Origin of the sequence: Paraburkholderia sp. GV068, from assembly GCF_003058125.1 — a bacterium.
In the GTDB taxonomy this organism is placed as follows: Bacteria; Pseudomonadota; Gammaproteobacteria; order Burkholderiales; family Burkholderiaceae; genus Paraburkholderia; species Paraburkholderia graminis.
Genome location: NZ_QBUB01000007.1, coordinates 305,375 through 322,325, shown reverse-complemented (window position 1 = coordinate 322,325; position 16,951 = coordinate 305,375). Strand labels below are relative to the sequence as shown.

The 16,951-nt window shown below is 66.0% G+C and carries 12 protein-coding genes; 9 read left to right on the top strand and 3 right to left on the bottom strand.

What is annotated here, in order from left to right; genetic code table 11:
- Positions 1–15: 15 nt before the first annotated feature.
- Entirely contained in the window at positions 16–930 is a 915-nt protein-coding gene (locus tag C8K18_RS17210) for a LysR substrate-binding domain-containing protein (protein WP_107708476.1), read from the top strand.
- 178 nt (positions 931–1,108) lie between these two features.
- Here C8K18_RS17210 and C8K18_RS17205 read toward each other — a convergent pair whose 3' ends face one another.
- Positions 1,109–1,270, bottom strand: coding sequence for a DUF1328 domain-containing protein (locus tag C8K18_RS17205; protein WP_006051149.1), 162 nt, complete (start codon positions 1,268–1,270; stop codon positions 1,109–1,111).
- Positions 1,271–2,004: 734 nt separating this feature from the next.
- Here C8K18_RS17205 and wecB point away from each other — a divergent pair.
- The 5 genes from wecB to C8K18_RS17180 all read left to right on the top strand — a co-directional run bounded on the left by wecB (position 2,005) and on the right by C8K18_RS17180 (position 11,541).
- Positions 2,005–3,231, top strand: coding sequence for a non-hydrolyzing UDP-N-acetylglucosamine 2-epimerase (gene wecB, locus C8K18_RS17200; protein ID WP_107708474.1), 1,227 nt, complete (start codon positions 2,005–2,007; stop codon positions 3,229–3,231).
- A gap of 276 nt (positions 3,232–3,507) precedes the next feature.
- On the top strand, positions 3,508–5,751 hold the full coding sequence (locus C8K18_RS17195; protein ID WP_107708472.1) for a cellulose biosynthesis cyclic di-GMP-binding regulatory protein BcsB: 2,244 nt from the start codon (positions 3,508–3,510) through the stop codon (positions 5,749–5,751).
- Complete coding sequence (locus C8K18_RS17190) at positions 5,748–7,913, top strand: glycosyl transferase family protein (RefSeq protein ID WP_107708470.1); 2,166 nt, start codon at positions 5,748–5,750, stop codon at positions 7,911–7,913. Before C8K18_RS17195 ends, C8K18_RS17190 begins: the two co-directional genes overlap by 4 nt.
- Positions 7,910–10,570, top strand: a complete 2,661-nt coding sequence (locus tag C8K18_RS17185; RefSeq protein WP_107708468.1) for a bacteriophage N4 adsorption protein A — start codon at positions 7,910–7,912, stop codon at positions 10,568–10,570. Before C8K18_RS17190 ends, C8K18_RS17185 begins: the two co-directional genes overlap by 4 nt.
- A gap of 35 nt (positions 10,571–10,605) precedes the next feature.
- On the top strand, positions 10,606–11,541 hold the full coding sequence (locus C8K18_RS17180; protein ID WP_107708466.1) for a hypothetical protein: 936 nt from the start codon (positions 10,606–10,608) through the stop codon (positions 11,539–11,541).
- 77 nt (positions 11,542–11,618) lie between these two features.
- Here the strand turns inward: C8K18_RS17180 and C8K18_RS17175 are convergent, their stop codons facing one another.
- Positions 11,619–12,239, bottom strand: coding sequence for a LysE/ArgO family amino acid transporter (locus C8K18_RS17175; RefSeq protein ID WP_107708464.1), 621 nt, complete (start codon positions 12,237–12,239; stop codon positions 11,619–11,621).
- A 97-nt stretch (positions 12,240–12,336) separates the two neighbouring features.
- On the opposite strand from C8K18_RS17175, the gene C8K18_RS17170 reads away from it, so the two are divergent.
- Positions 12,337–13,230 carry a LysR family transcriptional regulator ArgP gene (locus C8K18_RS17170; RefSeq protein WP_107708462.1) on the top strand — a complete coding sequence of 298 codons (894 nt, stop codon included), beginning with the start codon at positions 12,337–12,339 and terminating at the stop codon, positions 13,228–13,230.
- Positions 13,231–13,244: 14 nt separating this feature from the next.
- On the opposite strand, the gene C8K18_RS17165 is transcribed toward C8K18_RS17170, so the two are convergent.
- Complete coding sequence (locus C8K18_RS17165) at positions 13,245–14,195, bottom strand: LysR family transcriptional regulator (protein ID WP_006051141.1); 951 nt, start codon at positions 14,193–14,195, stop codon at positions 13,245–13,247.
- A gap of 116 nt (positions 14,196–14,311) precedes the next feature.
- Here C8K18_RS17165 and C8K18_RS17160 point away from each other — a divergent pair, with 116 nt between their 5' ends.
- On the top strand, positions 14,312–15,484 hold the full coding sequence (locus C8K18_RS17160) for a M20 aminoacylase family protein (RefSeq protein ID WP_107708460.1): 1,173 nt from the start codon (positions 14,312–14,314) through the stop codon (positions 15,482–15,484).
- Between the two features lie 99 nt (positions 15,485–15,583).
- On the top strand, positions 15,584–16,930 hold the full coding sequence (locus tag C8K18_RS17155) for an MFS transporter (protein WP_107708458.1): 1,347 nt from the start codon (positions 15,584–15,586) through the stop codon (positions 16,928–16,930).
- Positions 16,931–16,951 lie beyond the last annotated feature (21 nt).

Here is a 16,951-nt window from a genome sequence, read left to right as displayed (position 1 = left end):
GCTTCAGGAATCGTGATGACCCGTGACCTCGACAGCAGTCTGCTTCGCACCTTCGTGACCGTGGCCGAGACCGGCGCGGTGGGCGCGGCGGCAAGCCGCCTCGCGCGCACGCAGGCTGCCGTCAGCATGCAGTTGCGCCGTCTCGAAGAGGATCTCGGCCAGCGCCTGCTCGACCGCTCGCCGCGCGGCGTGCAGCTTACCGAAGCCGGTCATCTGCTGCTGCCTTATGCGCACGCGATTCTCGGCGCGAGCGCCGATGCGCGGCGCGCGCTGAGCGCGGGGCAGGTGTCGGGCACGGTGCGGCTCGGCATGCTCGAGGACATCGCCGTGGGGCGTTTGCCGCGTGCGTTGCGGCGCTTCTCGATTGCCTATCCGCGCGTCGCGCTGGAAATCGTCGTGGACAGCAGCGCCGCGTTGTCAAAGCGTCTCGCGGATGGCGGCCTCGACGTCGTCGTCGCCGATCCCGCGCTCGTGACCGGCACGCCGCTCTTCACGTGGACGCAGCCGCTGTTCTGGGTCGGCGCGCGCGGCTATCTGCGCGAGGCCAGCGCCCCGTTGCCGCTGGTCGCGTTCGGCGAAACCTGTCTGTGGCAACAGAACGTTTTGACGGCGCTGCGCCGGGCGGGCATCGGCTGCCGGATCGTCTGCACGAGCACGAGCTTGCCGGCAGTGCAGTCGGCGGTCGAAGCGGGGTTGGGTGTATCGGTATTGCTCGAAGGCAATATTCGTTCGGAGTCCATGAGGATAATCGGACACGCCGATGGCTTGCCCGATGCGCCCGTTGCGGATTTCGGCCTGTTCATGCGCGACGTCGGGGGCGCGCATGCGGCGGCGGTGCAGACATTGCAGCGCTTTCTATGCGAGGAACTGCATCTTGGCTCGCGGACATTCACGCGCGAAAGCGAACCGCATGTGCAATCGGCGGAATGACGAGCGTTTGACGTTGTCTTTGACGGACAGCACCGCGACGAGCAAAAAACAGATGTGCTGCGATGCGGGAGACCCGGCCGGGCGGCAACTATTGCAATAGACCGTGGCAGCTATTGCAACAGGTTGCCGGTACGCGCGCCGGGCCGGGTATTCCTCCGCTTACATAGCGATGCGGTGATCAGCGCCGCATCACGCCCATCAGCAAGGTGACGAGGAAAATCACCACGAAGATGAAGAACAGCACCTTGGCGATCTCCGTCGCGCCGGCGGCGATGCCGCCAAAGCCGAATACCGCGGCGATGATTGCGATGACGAAGAAGATTGCAGCGTATCGAAGCATGAGGCCTCCCACCGATAGAAATGCTGGATTGACGTAAAACGGCGGCTCGCAGACGGTATGGCGCACCTGCCGCGAGCGATCTGCCGGCGAGCGAAGTCGAGCAATACGTGTGCCCACGGGTAAAGCTCGCGCAAGCGGCCTCGAGTTGTCGCTTCCGTGCAACAACGCGCGCTCCGGCTGCCCGGGCCGCATGAAATCCAATTGCAAGGTAAAGAGACGCTGACTAATTTGTAATGCGTCGCCGACCGAAAAAACTCACCTATGCGCTTTTGCTTTGACGGCAACGTTTGCGCGCATGAATAACGTCGCTGGATTAAACCATTTCATCGCGAAAAATATGCTTTGCCGGATAAAAGGGCGCTGCGCAAATCTGAAAACGTTAATTAAGCTTTAACATTTGACGGCTAAAAGTCTAAACATGCAATGCTTTTACGGATTTAATGAGCCGTTCGTTTGCAAACAACTGAAAAAAATCCCGCGAACCTCCTTGCCAAGCGCTTGAGTGCCAAGCCAGAATGCGTCGCTAGACAGATTCCGCTAGTGCTTCGCCGCCATCATTAAAAAAGTTTGGGGCGAAAACGGAGGCCGGCAAAATCCGCAGGAGCCTGCGCGGAAAATCGGCTCCTGGATAAACGAATCAAAAAAAAGAAACGCACGCTGCGGCAGGTTGCATTTTCCCGATTTCGCGGCGGGCGCGGGGTGACGCATAAAATCAAATAAAGGCCGGGGTGGCTATGTCAATTAGAGTTTTGTCGATTTTCGGCACGCGGCCGGAAGCCATAAAAATGGCGCCGCTTGTCAAACAGATGGAGGCCGATGCCGGAATCGACTCCGTGGTGTGCGTGACCGGCCAGCATCAGCAGATGCTCGACCAGGTGCTCGAGCTCTTTGCAATCGAGCCGGATCACAATCTCGCGGTCATGACGGCCAACCAGACCTTGAACGGCCTCGCGTCGCGTCTGATTGCGTCGCTCGACGAGGTCCTCGCCACCGTGCAGCCCGATCGCGTGCTCGTGCACGGCGATACGACCACCGCATCCGCTGCCGCGCTCGCCGCGTTTCACCGCCGCATTCCCATCGGTCACGTCGAAGCCGGTCTGCGCACGCGCGATCTGACGCAGCCGTGGCCGGAGGAAATGAACCGCCGCATCGTCGACGTGATGAGCGATCTGATGTTCGCGCCGACCCCGAGTTCGAAGCAACGGCTCGCGGAGGAAACGCTGCAGGGGCGCGTCGTCGTCACCGGCAACACTGTCATCGACGCGCTGAATCTGACCGCGGCGCGCATCGACAGCGATCCGGCGTTGCGCGCTTCGCTCGACGCGCGCCTGCCGTCGATCGACGGCGCGCGGCCCATGCTGCTCGTGACGGGCCACCGGCGCGAGAGTTTCGGCGCGGGCTTCGCGAACATCTGCGCGGCGCTCGGCGATCTGGCCGACGGCGGCAGCGTGCAGATCGTTTATCCCGTTCACCTGAATCCGAATGTGCGCGGCCCCGTGCAGGAATCGCTCGGCGCGCGGCGCAACGTTCATCTGATCGATCCGCTCGACTACCTCGGCTTCGTGCGCCTGATGCAGCGGGCGTCGCTGATCCTCACCGATTCGGGCGGCGTGCAGGAAGAAGCGCCGGCGCTCGGCAAGCCGGTGCTCGTGATGCGCGACGTAACCGAGCGTCCGGAAGCGGTCGCGGCCGGCACCGTGCGCCTCGTCGGCACCGAGCGCGCGGCGATCGTGCGGGCCGTCAGCGCGCTGGTCGACGATCCGTCCGAGCGCGAACGTTTCGCACATCGCATGAATCCGTATGGCGACGGACAGGCGTCGCGGCGCATCGTGGCCGCGCTGACCGGACGTCCGTTCGACGAATTCGCGCCCGAAGCGTTGGCCATTTCACCGGCGAGTTCGTTGGTTAACTCATCGGCGAATGCGGCGCCTCGCATCGCCGAGACAGAGTTCGCGAAATAGAGCCAAAGCCGCGCGCGAGCAGGCAGCGGTTTTTACCGGAGCGGGGCACGCCTACGCACGGCGCGGCTTCAGGGCGCGGTCCAGCGAACACGCCGCGATGCCGATATTGCAGATAGCACGACTGGCGCAACGGGGCATGCTCCGCGGCGCCATCGAACTCCGGCAAATCGCGCAGCCCTCGGCAGATCGCGGCCTCACTCGTCACTCCTTGCTGATTCAACCCACGCCGGGCAATCCCGGCTTTGCCGGCCGCTGGCCGATCCGAGTCAAGACAACATGATGCTCACTACCAAGCTGCGAATCCAGGCCCGCGATGGCCGCCAAACCCGCGTCCCAAGCCTCCGGCTGAGCGCGTTCGCCGGGCTGCTGCTGTTCGCGTGCAGTGCTCATGCACAGCAGCCCGCCGAGATCGCCGGCAGCTTCGCGCAACTCGGCCACGGCCGTCTCGCGAGCCGCAGCATATCGCTGGCCGAACTCGGCATGCGCGATCCGCTCGTGCTGCGCGCGCCGGACGCCCGCCAGGAACTGTATCTGCCGGTGCCGGCCGGCGTGCCGCTCACGGACGCAAGCCTGCAGATCGACGGCGGCTATCTGCACGGCAACGGCGGCCGCGTCACGATGCTGGTTTCGCTCGACGGCTCGCCCGTGCTGTCGCGCAGTCCCACGCAGGAACAGGGCGACGGCTCGGCGACGCTCGGCGTGGACGGCGCCGCGCGGCCGAGCGGCTTCGTGCGCGTCGGTCTCGACTGGTCGTCGGTGATCAACGACAACGTCTGCACGGATCAAACCGCGATCGGCAATGTATGGCGCGTCGCGCCGACCTCGCGCCTGACCTATCGCTACGATCCCGACGCAATCGTCGATCTGCGCGGCGCATGGAGCGCGTTGCCGCACAAGCCGGTCGTGATGCTCGGCGCGCGCAGCGTCGCCGCCCCCGCGTTCGACGCGGGCTGGCGCGTCGAGGCGCTGCTGCAGCGCGAAGGCCGCGCGCCCCTCACGCGCGCGTGGCCCGCTGCCGGCGATACGGTGGATCTGACTGGCATCGACGTGCCTGCGCCGTTGCGCGCGATTCCCGCTTTCGCCGCGCTCGCCGCGGGCGGCTCGCATAAGCTCGCGAATGCTGCCGAAGCCGGCGCGTTGATCGCCGTCGCGCCTGGCGCTGCGTTCGCGCCCGATGTGATCGTCGCCGACGACACGCTGCGTGCGAGCTTGAAGACTTCACTCGACGCGTTGCGCGAACAGGTGGCGGGCGCATCGCCGGCCGCGGCCGATGCATTCGACGCGTGGCGCGCACGCGCCATCGATCCGGTCGCGAAGCCGCTTGCCGCCGGCGAAGTGCGCGTCGCGCACGTGGGCGGCCAGGCGGCGATCGTGGTGGGCGACAACGACGGCGTCGCGGTGCTCGCGCATACGTGGCGTTCCATCGACGTGGCGAGCCGCCTCGTGGTTCATCAGATCGACAACGCGCCGGATGCGCGCGGCGAGCAGATTGCGCTGTCGCTGCTCGGCGGCGAGCCCCGCACGCTCGACGTGCAGGGGCGCGCAAGCTGGGACGCGAGCTTCGATCTCGGCGCGGCCTCGCGTGACGGCAAGCTGCCGGACGCCGTCGTGCTCGACGTGAGCGCGGCGCCGACCGTCGACAATTCCGCGCAGACCGCTTCGGTCTATTTCAATGACGTGCTGATCGGCTCGCAACTGCTCAACGCCAACGGCAAGCCGCAGCGCATCACCGCGCACGTGCCGCGTTTCGCGCTCGCGCCGCGCAACCAGTTGCGGGTCGAATTTCAGCGCCCGCCGGAGGGCGGTTGCCGTGCACGCGATCCGGGCCATCCGATCGCGGTTCTCGCGAGCAGCCACTTGCGCCTCGCCGACGCCACGCTCAGCGACGACTTCACCGGCATGGTGGCGCGCTTTGCATCGCAGGCCGAAGTGATCGTGCCGGCCGCTTATCTCGGCGACGCCACCGGCGCACTGCCGCGCGTCGCGCGTCTTGCCAACGCGAACGGCATTGCGCCGACGCGTGCAACTTTCAGCGTGGCCCGCGACGGCGAGGCGGTCAAGCCGCAAGGCGCGTTTCTCGCTGCGGATGTCGCGCTCGCCGATGAAAAGAGCCTCGCGCGTCTGGCCAAAGACCGCCTGTCGTTCACCGATTCGTCGGGCAAGATGCTCGCGGATCTGTCGGGTCTGAACCGCGTCGGCGTGATCGAGGTGGTGAGTTCGGGCAGCGTGCAGGGCGTGTCCTACCGGAGCGTCGGCGACGCGCCGGCCGTGCTGCCGGCTTCGCTGCAACTGTCGCGCGGCGACGTGGCGATCGTCGACGGCAGCGGCACGCTGCGCCAGTTCGATGCGCGTCATCCGGGGCAGGTGGTCGACGCGAGCGACATCGAAGGTCCGTGGTTCATGCGAGGCTGGGTGCGCTGGGGCTTGCCCGCCGCGCTGATCGGATTGCTGATCTTGCTCGTGCTGATCGCCAACGGCGCGCGCCGCAGAAGCCGCGACAACTCGCGGAACAAGCCGTGAGCATCGCGCTAATCAAATGGTATGCGGGCTACGCGGTCGCTCACTACTACCACGGCCTGGAATACTTCGCGGCGCTGGTGGCGTTCCTGATCGTGCTCTCGAGCATCGACGATCTCTTCATCGATCTCTGGTACTGGAGCCGCATGATCTACCGCCGCGTGACGGTGGAGCGCACCTATAAGCCGCTGACCGCCGCGCAACTCTACCAGCGCGAAGAGCAGCCGCTCGCGATCATGGTGCCCGCGTGGCACGAGTACGACGTGGTCGCGGCGATGATCGAAGATCTCGTGCGCGTGATGGACTACCGCAACTATGTCGTGTTCGTGGGCACGTATCAGAACGATCCGCAGACCATCGCCGAAGTCGAGCGCATGCGCCGCCGCTACAAGCAGTTGCGCCGCGTGGAAGTGCCGCATGACGGGCCGACGTGCAAGGCCGATTGCCTGAACTGGGTGATTCAGGCGATCTTCGCTTACGAGCAGGAAGCGGACATCGAATTCGCGGGCGTCGTGTTGCACGATAGCGAAGACGTGCTGCATCCGGTCGAGCTGCGCTTTTTCAATTACCTGTTGCCGCGCAAGGACATGATCCAGTTGCCGGTCGCATCGCTCGAACGCAACTGGTTCGAGCTCGTGGCCGGCACTTATATGGATGAATTCGCCGAGTGGCACGCCAAAGACCTTGTGGTGCGCGAGAGCCTGGTGGGCTCGGTGCCGTCGGCCGGCGTGGGCACCTGCTTTTCGCGGCGCGCGCTGCTGTCGCTGATTGCCGAGACCGACAACCAGCCCTTCAACACCGAGAGTCTCACCGAAGACTACGACGTCGGCGCGCGTCTCGCGAAGATGGGCATGCAATCCATCTTCGCGCGCTTTCCCGTGCAGTTCGCGGCACGCCGCAAGGCATGGTTCGGCTTTGGCCGCGAACGCGACATCACTGTAACGATGCCTTTATGTGTGCGCGAGTTTTTCCCCGATACGTTTCGCACCGCTTATCGGCAACGCGCGCGCTGGACGCTCGGCATCGGCTTGCAAGGGTGGAAGCAGACGGGCTGGAGCGGGTCGCTCGCGAATCGCTATCTGCTGTTTCGCGACCGCAAGGGAATCGTCACCGCGTTCGTCGGCATGATCGCGTATGGGCTCGTGATCCAGTTCCTGCTGTTCGCGGGCGCCGATCTGCTCGGCCTGATGCCCGGCCTGATCGCCTCGCCGTTCGCCGACTCGCCGTGGCTGCGCGCGTTGCTGTGGGCCAACGCGGTGGCGCTCGTGTTGCGCGTCGTGCAGCGCATCTACTTCGTCACGCGTCTGTATGGCTGGGAGCACGGCGTGCTGGCGGTGCCGCGCATGGTGGTCGGCAACTTCATCAATTTCATGGCCGTTGCGCGGGCGTGGAAGATGTTCATCGTGCATCTCGTGACGGGCAAGCGGCTCGCATGGGACAAGACCATGCACGATTTTCCGTCGGCGGATGGTTTTAACAATCGCCGTCAACGTCTTGGCGAGCTGCTGCTGTCGTGGCAGGCGATCGATCCCGACCGGCTCGAGCAGGCGCTCGGCGAGAGTCATGCGCGCGAGGCGCCGCTTGGCCGCGTGCTGATGGCGAAGGGCTGGCTCGACGAGGAGACGCTTGCCGAGGCGATCGCGTTTCAGACGGATCTGCCGCGCGGTCGACTGAACCCCGTCCAGCTTCACGACGATGCCGCGTGTCTGCCGCTCGAGACGATCGTGCGGCATCGCGTGCTGCCGCAGATCGACGCGGCACAGGGACGCACGAAGCTGCTGAGCGCGAGTCCGCTCGCCGACGATGTGCTCGCCGAGTTGGGCGCGCTGATCGATGGGCCGATGGTTCAGGAAATCGTTCGCGAGGGCGAGGTTGCGGCGGGTTTGCGCCTGCTGCGCGGCGTCGATGTGGCCGCTTTGGCAGACGTGGACGCGGGCGCGGGCGCGCCGCCCGCGCGCAGCGTGCCGCTGATCGGCGATCTGCTGATCGAACATGGACACGTGCGCCGCGAGGCTTTCGAAGCCGCGATGCAGCACTATCGTCCGGACCGCCACGGCCGTATCGGCGACTATATGGTGGCGCGCGAGGTGATCTCGCTTGCCGCACTCGATAACGTCATCCAGGAACAGCGCCGCCTGCAGGCCGCGTTGGCGGCAACACAATGATCGACTCGATTTTTATGCGGCGCGCAGACGCGCTGTGCGTGGACGCGGCTGCTGTTTCGCTGCGTTTTCGGGGACTTTTTGCGGCAACGCGCGATGTGCGCGAGCGTCGGCTCAGCGCATGCGCCACGCCATTCGTGTTGCACGCGATTGCTGCGGTGGTGCTTGTCGGTGCATCAGGCGCGGCGTCGAATGCGTATGCGCAGGGCGGAGCCGCTTCGGCACCGAACGCGCAAAGCGCGCAGAACGCACCGAACGCGCTGCCGCTAAGCGGCGCCGCCTATCGTGTCGCGCAGGAAGCCTATGCCGCTTACGCTCGCGGCGATTATGCGGGCGCCGTCGCGCGAACTCGCGAGGCCATTCGCCAGCGGCCCGATCTCGTTTCGCTGCGCGTGCTGTTGGCCAATTCGCTCGCCGCGCAGCGTCGTTATGGCGAAGCGAGCCGCTCGCTCGGCGACGCGATCGCGCAACTCGGCGCCGACCCCGCATTGACCTCGCGGCGCAAGCAGATCGACGCTTTGAGTGTGTCGACCCGCGCGGTCGCACACGGCAGCCGTCAGCAGGCGGGCGATCCGAATGCGTTGAGCGGCGCGGCGCTGAACGCCGCTCAGCATGCGTACAAGGCGTATGCGTCGAAGGACTTCGCGGCCACGGTCAGGTATGCCAACGACGCGCTCGCGCTGCGTCCCGATCTGCTGCGTCTGCACTTGCTGCTGATCGACGCGTCCAGCGCGGCCGGCGACGATGCGAATGCGTGGGCCGCCGACCTCGATGCGATGAAGCGTTTCGGCGATAACGACGAGTTGCGCTTGCGTCGTGGCTTTATCGGCAGCAGGCTCGCGCCGAAGTCCGCGGCCGCCTCGTATGAAGCGCGCCGGCAGCACGATGACGCACGCGCCGCGTTGCTCGCACGCGACGCGGTGTCGTATGCGCCGGATCGCCTCGGCTACCGGATGCAGTTGATCGACGCGCTCTTTGCCGCGAACGATCTGCCGGCTGTCGAGGCCGCCGCAAGCGCTGCAATTGCCGATTTTCCGGCCGATGCCGCGTCGCTCATGCCGCTCACGTTGCGCGGCTACGCACTCGCCGCGCAAGGCCGCGCGTCGGATGCCGACACAGACTTCGCCCTTGCGTTGAAGGCCAACCACGCAAGCGAGCGAGACCGGCGCGTGGCGCGCACGATCATCGCCGATGTATGGATCGCCGCCGCCGAGCCGCAACGCGCGCTCGATCTGCTCGCGCCGTTGCTGACGAAAAGCGACGATACCGATGCCGCGATCGCGCTGCGTCGCGCGCGGGCGCGAGCTTCGTTGAGCCATCCGGTCGCGAGTTCGCTCGATCCGCTGCGGCGGCCGATCATCGAATGTCTGCTCGATGAGTACGGCTCCAGTTGCTATGTCTATGCTGCCGATCCGGGCTTTGCCGCGGCGCGCGCAGCGCAGAAAGCATCGGCGGCGAACGATAAAGCCGCCGCGCTGCGCGATGCCCGCGACGCAGTGCAAGCCGCGCCGGACGATCCGCAGCATCGCGTGCGATTGATCAACGCGCTGGCCGCCACGGGCGACAAGGGCGATGCGCGCGAGGCAAACGACCAAGCCCGTTACATGGTGAACGCGGGCATGCTCGACGCGCTGCCCGACATGACGGCTGCCTACGTCGCGCAACGCGCGGGCAATGGGCGCGTTGCGTACGAGCGCTTTACGATGGCCGACAAGGCCGGCGCATTGCCGCCAGGCGCGGCCGCGGATGCCGGCTACGCGGCGATGCACGCGCATCAAAATCGCGAGGCCGCGCGGTACTTCGAGCGGGCCGTCGACGCGAGTGCGGCGCCGTCGCCGGACACGGAAAGCGTCGCGACGCCGACGCCCACGCTGACGTCCACTTCGACGCCCGCGCAACTGAACGACATACGCAGCGCACACGCGGACGTCACGCGCAACTGGGGCTTTAACGCGTCGCTCAATTATCGCGGCGCGGGCATGCAGCCCGGCTATGCATCGTCGCCGACGCCGGGTACGTCGAACAACTGGCAAGGCGGTGTCGAAGCGTACTGGCGGCCGTTCGGCAGTCTCGGCGAGCGGATGTTCGAAGTCTATGCGCGCGGCTATGAAAGCTTCGGCGTGAAGAACGGCGGCGCGAGCGGCGTCGATACGTTGCAGGCGACGGTCGGCGCGCGCGCCAAACCGTTCACGCAGATCGACGCGATCGTCGCGTTCGAGCGCATCATTCCGATCGGCTCGCGCGTGAATCCGGACTGGCTCGCGCGGCTCGCATATTCGGGCGGCTTCGGCACCGAGCGTCGCGTGGACGTGCCTGCGTGGTGGACCACGCGCATTTACGCGGAAACGGGCGCGTATCTGAACGCCGGCTCCGTGTATGCAACCACCAACGTGCAAGTGGGCCGCACGTTCCGGATGGACCGCTATAGTCCGAAGTGGACCGTGTTCCCGTATCTGGTGGTGGGGGCCGACTACGATTCGAGCGTCGATCACAGCATTCCGCTCGGCGCCGGGGTCGGCATCTCGACGCGCTACTGGTTCCGCGACAGTCAGTACGACGCGCCGCGCTCGTATGTCGATCTATCGGTGCAGTACCGGCTGAAAATTTCCGGCGACGATCGCGCTCGCGGCGTGTTCTTTGGGGCTGTGTTCGCGTATTGAACCAGCACAGTTCCGTTCCAGTGTCATGGAGTTGCATGTCGAAGGCTGACGACAAACACGCATCCGATTCACGCGAGGGCAGTGCGCGGGCCGCGGGTCCGCGCTCGCCGCGCCGTCGCACGCTGCTCGCCGCGGGTGCGTTGACGGCGGTGTTCGGCGGCTGTGCAACGAACCGTCCCGGCGGTGCGGACAGCCTCGCGCAAGGGGTGGTGTGGCAGCCGGACTCGGACCATCTCGATCCGCGTGGAGACTGGCAGCGTCTTGGCGTAAGCGAGTTGCTCGTGCAGTGGACGGCGGTGGACGGCACCGCTTATCTGTCAGGCGTGGATGCGTCGGACGGCCTGAAAGCCGCCCGCCGTTTGCCCGACTGGACGCGCATCGCCGACGAGCCCTGGGCGCGCAATGTGATCGTCGGTCTTGCGGGCCGCTTTGACGAGACGTCCGCGCGCGCGCAAGCGGCGCAGTTGATCGAGCAATCGCGCAGGCTGCTCGCGGCGCGGCCGCCGGTTCGCGTCGCGGGCTATTACTTTCCGGTCGAAGTCGATCCGACGTGGGAAGGCGCGAGGGCGCTCGGGCCTTTGCTCGACCGGTTGCCCCGGCCTTTGTGGATCAGCGTCTACGACAATTCGAACCGCGGCGGCGAAGCGCTTGCCGCGTGGCTCGACGGCTGGCTGCCGCACGACGTCGGCGTGTTTTTCCAGGACGGTTGCGGCGTCTATACGCGCGGCCCGGCCGCCGCGCGCGCTTATGCGGACGCGCTGGCGACGCGGCTAGGCGAGCGCCGCGTGAGGATCATCGCCGAGGCGTTTCGTCCGGGCACGGGCGGCGAGTTCCGCCCGGCGAGCGCGGCGGAACTCGCGCCGCAACTGTTTGCGTATCGCGGCCATCGGGTCTATCTGTTCGACGGTCCGCATTATGTGTCCGCTCAGCTTGTGCAAGAGTTGCTGGCTGTCGAGCGTCCGCGGAGTTAACGGCGCTGGTGCGCGTTGCGCCAGGCTGTGACCGCTTCGACGCGATGGCTTCACGCAACTGATTCAACGCACCTGATTCAACGGAACTGCGTAACCGCCAGCAACAAAATCATGCTGCCGATCGCGCCGTCCAGCACGCGCCACGCAGTGGCGCGGCGAAACAGCGGCGCGAGCGCACGCGCGCCCCAGCCCAGTCCGATGAACCACACGCAGCTCACCGCCATCGCGCCGACCGCGAACGCCACGCGTGCGCCGTCCGGTTCGCGCGCGCCCGCGGTGCCGATCAGCAGGAACGTGTCGAGATACACGTGCGGATTGAGCCACGTAAAGGCGAGCGTCATCAGCACGATCGGCAGTGCGCGTTGCGCGGGCGGCGCGCCGTCGCCGGTGCCGGCGTCCATGACCGCATGCCCGGGCCGCACCGCGCGGCGCAGCGCGTTAATGCCGAACCACACGAGATAGGCGAGCCCGACATACAGCATGACGTGCACGAAGACTGGATAGCGCTCGACGAGCACCGACGCGCCACCGACGCCCGCGCTAATCAGAATGCAGTCCGACAGCGCGCACAGCGCGACGATCTTGCCGACATGCGAGCGCATGATGCCTTGCCGCAGCACGAAGGCGTTCTGTGCGCCGATGGTCACGATCAGCGACGCGCATAACGCCGCGCCATGAGAAAAAGACAGCCAGTTCATAGTCGATCCAGTAGACGGGAGAAGCGAATGTGGCTAGTCTGCGGATTCCGATCCGATAAGAGAAGCTAATTTAACTAACGCCGATTAAGGAATGCTAATGCTCGACTATGCGCTGCTCGATGCGCTCGCCGCCGTGGTGCGGCACGGTTCGTTCGACCGCGCGGCGAGCGCGTTGAACGTCACGCCCTCGGCGGTCTCGCAGCGCGTCAAGCTGCTCGAGGAGCGCGTGGGCAGCGTGCTCGTCAAGCGCGGCCAGCCGTGTGTCGCGACGACCTCCGGCGCGTTGCTGTGCCGTCATACCGAGCGCGTGCAATTGCTCGAAGCCGAACTGACCGGCCGCGTGCCCGCGTTGCCGGGCGGTCTCGTCGAAGCATGGCCGACACTGCGCGTCGCGGTCAACGACGACAGCGTCGGCACCTGGTTCATCGATGCCGTCGCGCCGTTTTGCGCCGAGCGTCAAATGCTGCTCGACCTCGTGATCGACGATCAGGATCACACCGCGCAGCGCATCCGCGACGGCAGCGTGCAGGGCGCGGTGACCACGCAAGCCGAGCCGGTGCAAGGCTGCCGTTCCACGCGTCTTGGGCGCATGCGTTATCTCGCGGTCTGCTCGCCCGCGCTTTTCGCGCGTCATTTCGCGGACGGCGTCACGCGCGACAGTCTGCGCCGCGCGCCGTGCGTCGATTTCAATCCGAAGGACCAGTTGCAAAAGCGCTTCATGCGCCGTATCACGCGGGCGGAAGTGGACCCGCCGTTGCACTGGATTCCGCACGTCGCGGGATTTTTGCGTGCCTGCGTGACCGGGCTCGGCTGGGGCATGTGTCCCGAGCGCATGATCGCCGCGCATCTCGCGAGCGGCGAACTTGTGGAGATGGCGCCCGGCAAGCATATCGACGTCGATCTTTATTGGCAGAGCTGGCGTCTGTCGATTGGCTGGCTCGACGATTTCAGCGCAGTGTTGCGCAAGCGCGCCGCCGAGTTTCTCGATTAGTTGCGCAGGCCGCGTTACAGCAGCAACTCGATCGAGTGAAAGAGACGGCGCTGCTCGGGATCTTGCGAGCGCGCGCCCTCGTCGATGACTTCACGCAGGCAGCCCAGGAAACAGGTCGCCGCCGGACTTTCCGGCGCACCGCGGCGCGCGGTGATGCTGACCATCGTTTCATCGACCGTTTCGCGCAGCGGCAGCGCCCACAGATTTTCTTTCGCGAGCGTCACTTCGACGAGCGGCCACGGAAAGATGCTCAGCATGTCGGTATGCGCGAGCAGCCCCAGCACGACCGCGAGCGAATGCGCGAGATGGATCGTGTGCGGCACGCGCATGCCGCGCTTGCGGAACAGGTTATCGGAGATCGACTCGCGGCTCGCCGGGTCCCAGTTCAGCACCCATTCGGCGTCCTCGAGTTCGAGCAGGCTGCGGCAACCGGCTTTCGGATGATCGCGCCGCGCGACCACCGCCGAATGCGTCGAGAACAGCGGCGTGTTGTGAAATTCCGATACCGGCGACGCGGGCGGCGGACGGCCGATCGAGAAATCGAGGCTGCCGTCGCGCAGCCGTGGTTGCACGACCGCGAGCAAGCCTTCGAAGAACTCAAGTTGCACTTCAGGCATGCGTTGGCGGAAGCGCTGCACGGCGGGCGGCAGGAACGTCAACGCGACCCACGGCGTGACGCCGATCGACAGCTTGCCGGCCGCCGCGCCGCGCATCGCTTCGATTTCCGCCTCCGCCCGCTGCAATTGCCCGAGCACGACGCGCGCGTGTACGACGAGCGCGCGGCCGAACTCGGTGAAGGCGACGCCGCTCGCGCTGCGCACGACGAGCGGCGCGTGCAGATCCGCTTCCAGTTCGCGCATCGCCTTGGTCACCGCGGCCGGCGACAGTCCGAGTGAACGCGCGGCCGCCCGGATACTTCCGGTATCCGCGATTGCCGCCAAGGTGCTGAGCTGATGGAGTTTCATCTAAGAGACGTCGAGTGAGGCGGCAACCGGAAGTTGCCGCCGCAACGATTCTACGCCTGCCTGTCAAAAAAGCGCGTCGCTATGCTGGGTTCACGCATTGATAAAGGAGACGCACCGTGAACACCATGGCCATTCCAGCGGGCATTGCCGAACTCGAAGACGAGATGATCGCGCTGCGGCATCGCATCCACGCGCAGCCGGAGCTTGCGTACGAGGAATTCGCGACCGGCGATCTCGTCGCCGAACGCTTGCAGGAGTGGGGCTACACCGTGCATCGCGGACTGGGACAGACCGGCGTTGTCGGCCAGTTGAAAGTCGGCAACGGGACGCGCCGGCTGGGTCTGCGCGCCGACATGGACGCGCTGCCTATCCACGAAACGACGGGTCTGCCGTACGCGAGCAAGGTGCCGGGCAAGATGCACGCATGCGGTCACGACGGCCACACGGCCATGCTGCTCGCCGCCGCGAAGCATCTGGCGCGCGAGAAGTGCTTCGACGGTACGTTGAATCTGATTTTTCAGCCGGCCGAAGAGGGCCTCGCCGGCGCACGCAAAATGCTCGAAGACGGTCTCTTTGAGAAATTTCCCTGCGACGGCGTCTTCGCGATGCACAACATGCCGGGTTTTCCGACCGGAAAGTTCGGATTCCTGCCGGGTTCATTCATGGCTTCATCGGATACGGTGATCATTACCGTGACCGGGCGCGGCGGGCACGGCGCGATGCCGCACAAGGCGGTCGATCCGGTCGTCGTCTGCGCGCAGATCGTGCTGGCGTTGCAGTCCATCGTGTCGCGCAACATCGCGCCGCTCGATATGGCGATCATCACCGTCGGCGCGATTCACGCCGGCGACGCGCCGAACGTGATTCCCGAAACCGCGGAGATGCGCCTGTCGGTGCGCGCGCTCAGGCCCGAGGTCCGCGACCATCTGCAGGAGCGGATCACGGCGGTGGCCTGCGGACAGGCGGCCGTCTACGGCGCGCGGGCGCGGGTCGACTATCAGCGCCGCTATCCGGTGCTCGTCAACGATACGGAAATGACGCATCTCGCGCGCCAGGTCGCGCTCGACTGGCTGGGCGAAGAAGGGTTGATCGACGGCATGCAGCCGCTCACCGGCAGCGAGGACTTCGCGTTCCTGCTCGAGCGCTGTGCGGGCAGCTATCTGATCATCGGCAATGGCGACGGCGAGGGCGGTTGCATGGTCCATAACCCGGGCTACGACTTCAACGACGCATGCCTCGCGACAGGCGCGGCTTATTGGGTTCGGCTTGCGCAGACGTTCCTCGCCTGACGCGCTGACGCGCTGAGGCGCTGAGGCGCTGAGGCGCTGAGGCGCTGAGGCCAGCTTGCCGCGCATCGGCATCGACGTAAAGAAATCATGGAGACACGGATGGACTATTCAGCCGCACAGCACCCCGCCGCGCACGACGCGTCCAGCGACGAACCTGCCCACGACACGCAGCGCGCGAGCCGCGCGAAGGCGATTGCCGCGATCACGCTCGGCAACGGGCTCGAGTTTTTCGACTTCACGATTTACAGCTTCTTCGCGACGATCATCGGCAAGCTGTATTTTCCGGTCGAAGGACAGCTCGCGCAGTTGATGCTCGCGGTGGGCACGTTCGGCGTGGGCTTCATCATGCGTCCGGTGGGCGGCGTGGTGCTGGGCGCTTACGCGGACCGCGCCGGCCGCAAGGCGGCGATGAGCCTCACGCTGTGGCTGATGACGCTCGGCTCGGCGATCATCGCGTTCGCGCCGACCTATGCGGCGATCGGCGTGGCCGCGCCGGTGCTGGTGATCGTCGCGCGTCTGGTTCAGGGCTTTGCGTTGGGCGGTGAGGTCGGCGCCTCGACGTCGCTGCTGATGGAGTACGGCAGCGATAAAACGCGCGGCTTCTACGGAAGCTGGCAGTTCGTGAGCCAGGGCATGAACACGGTCTGCGGTTCGCTGCTGGGCGTTGCGCTCGCCGCCGCCCTGTCGACCGCGGCGCTCGAAAGCTGGGGCTGGCGCGTGCCGTTCGTGATCGGCATGGCGATGGGGCCGATCGGCATCTATATCCGGCGTCATCTGAACGAGACGCTGCCCGGCGTCGAAGACGGCAACGCGCCCGTGAACGCTGACGCGGCCACGCAGCCGGTGCGCAAGCTGTTTCGCGACCATTCGCGCTCGATCGCCGCGGGCGTCGTCACGACCATCGGCGGGACCGCGGCGAATTACATCGTGCTCTTCTATCTGTCCACCTACGCGATCCGCATTCTGCATTTGCCGATGTCGTCGGCGCTGTGGGCGGCATGGACCGCCGCGGCGGTGACGGTGGTGTGCTCGCCGTTCGCGGGCGCGTTGTCGGACCGCGTCGGACGCAAACCCGTTCTGTTGGTCTCGCGCGTGTTGCTGATTGCAGCCGTCTATCCGGCGTTCATCGCGATCAACGCGTCGCCGACAGTGCCGGTGCTGCTCGCCGTGGTCGCCGCGCTGGCCGTGCTGGTCGCGTTCACGGCGGTGCCCAATATCGTGATGCTGCCGGAGCTGTTTCCACGCGAAATCCGCGCGACGGGGATGTCGATTGTCTATTGTCTCGGCGTGTCGATTTTCGGCGGATTCGCGCAGTTTTTCGCGACGTGGCTGATTCAGCTTTCCGGCAGCAACCTTGCGCCCGCGTGGTATCTGATTGGCTGCGGACTGGTGTCGTTGGTGCCGCTGCCGTTCATGCGCGAAACGGCGGGGCGGGCGATAGATTGATGTTGAGCGTGATGTCTGCGG

Excerpts from the sequence above, each read along its gene's own strand:
- C8K18_RS17165 (WP_006051141.1), bottom strand. The coding sequence starts at position 14,195 with ATGAAACTCCATCAGCTCAGCACCTTGGCGGCAATCGCGGATACCGGA.
- C8K18_RS17205 (WP_006051149.1), bottom strand. The coding sequence starts at position 1,270 with ATGCTTCGATACGCTGCAATCTTCTTCGTCATCGCAATCATCGCCGCG.
- C8K18_RS17155 (WP_107708458.1), top strand. The coding sequence starts at position 15,584 with ATGGACTATTCAGCCGCACAGCACCCCGCCGCGCACGACGCGTCCAGC.
- C8K18_RS17195 (WP_107708472.1), top strand. The coding sequence starts at position 3,508 with ATGATGCTCACTACCAAGCTGCGAATCCAGGCCCGCGATGGCCGCCAA.
- C8K18_RS17210 (WP_107708476.1), top strand. The coding sequence starts at position 16 with ATGACCCGTGACCTCGACAGCAGTCTGCTTCGCACCTTCGTGACCGTG.
- C8K18_RS17185 (WP_107708468.1), top strand. The coding sequence starts at position 7,910 with ATGATCGACTCGATTTTTATGCGGCGCGCAGACGCGCTGTGCGTGGAC.
- C8K18_RS17175 (WP_107708464.1), bottom strand. The coding sequence starts at position 12,239 with ATGAACTGGCTGTCTTTTTCTCATGGCGCGGCGTTATGCGCGTCGCTG.
- wecB (WP_107708474.1), top strand. The coding sequence starts at position 2,005 with ATGTCAATTAGAGTTTTGTCGATTTTCGGCACGCGGCCGGAAGCCATA.
- C8K18_RS17170 (WP_107708462.1), top strand. The coding sequence starts at position 12,337 with ATGCTCGACTATGCGCTGCTCGATGCGCTCGCCGCCGTGGTGCGGCAC.
- C8K18_RS17180 (WP_107708466.1), top strand. The coding sequence starts at position 10,606 with ATGTCGAAGGCTGACGACAAACACGCATCCGATTCACGCGAGGGCAGT.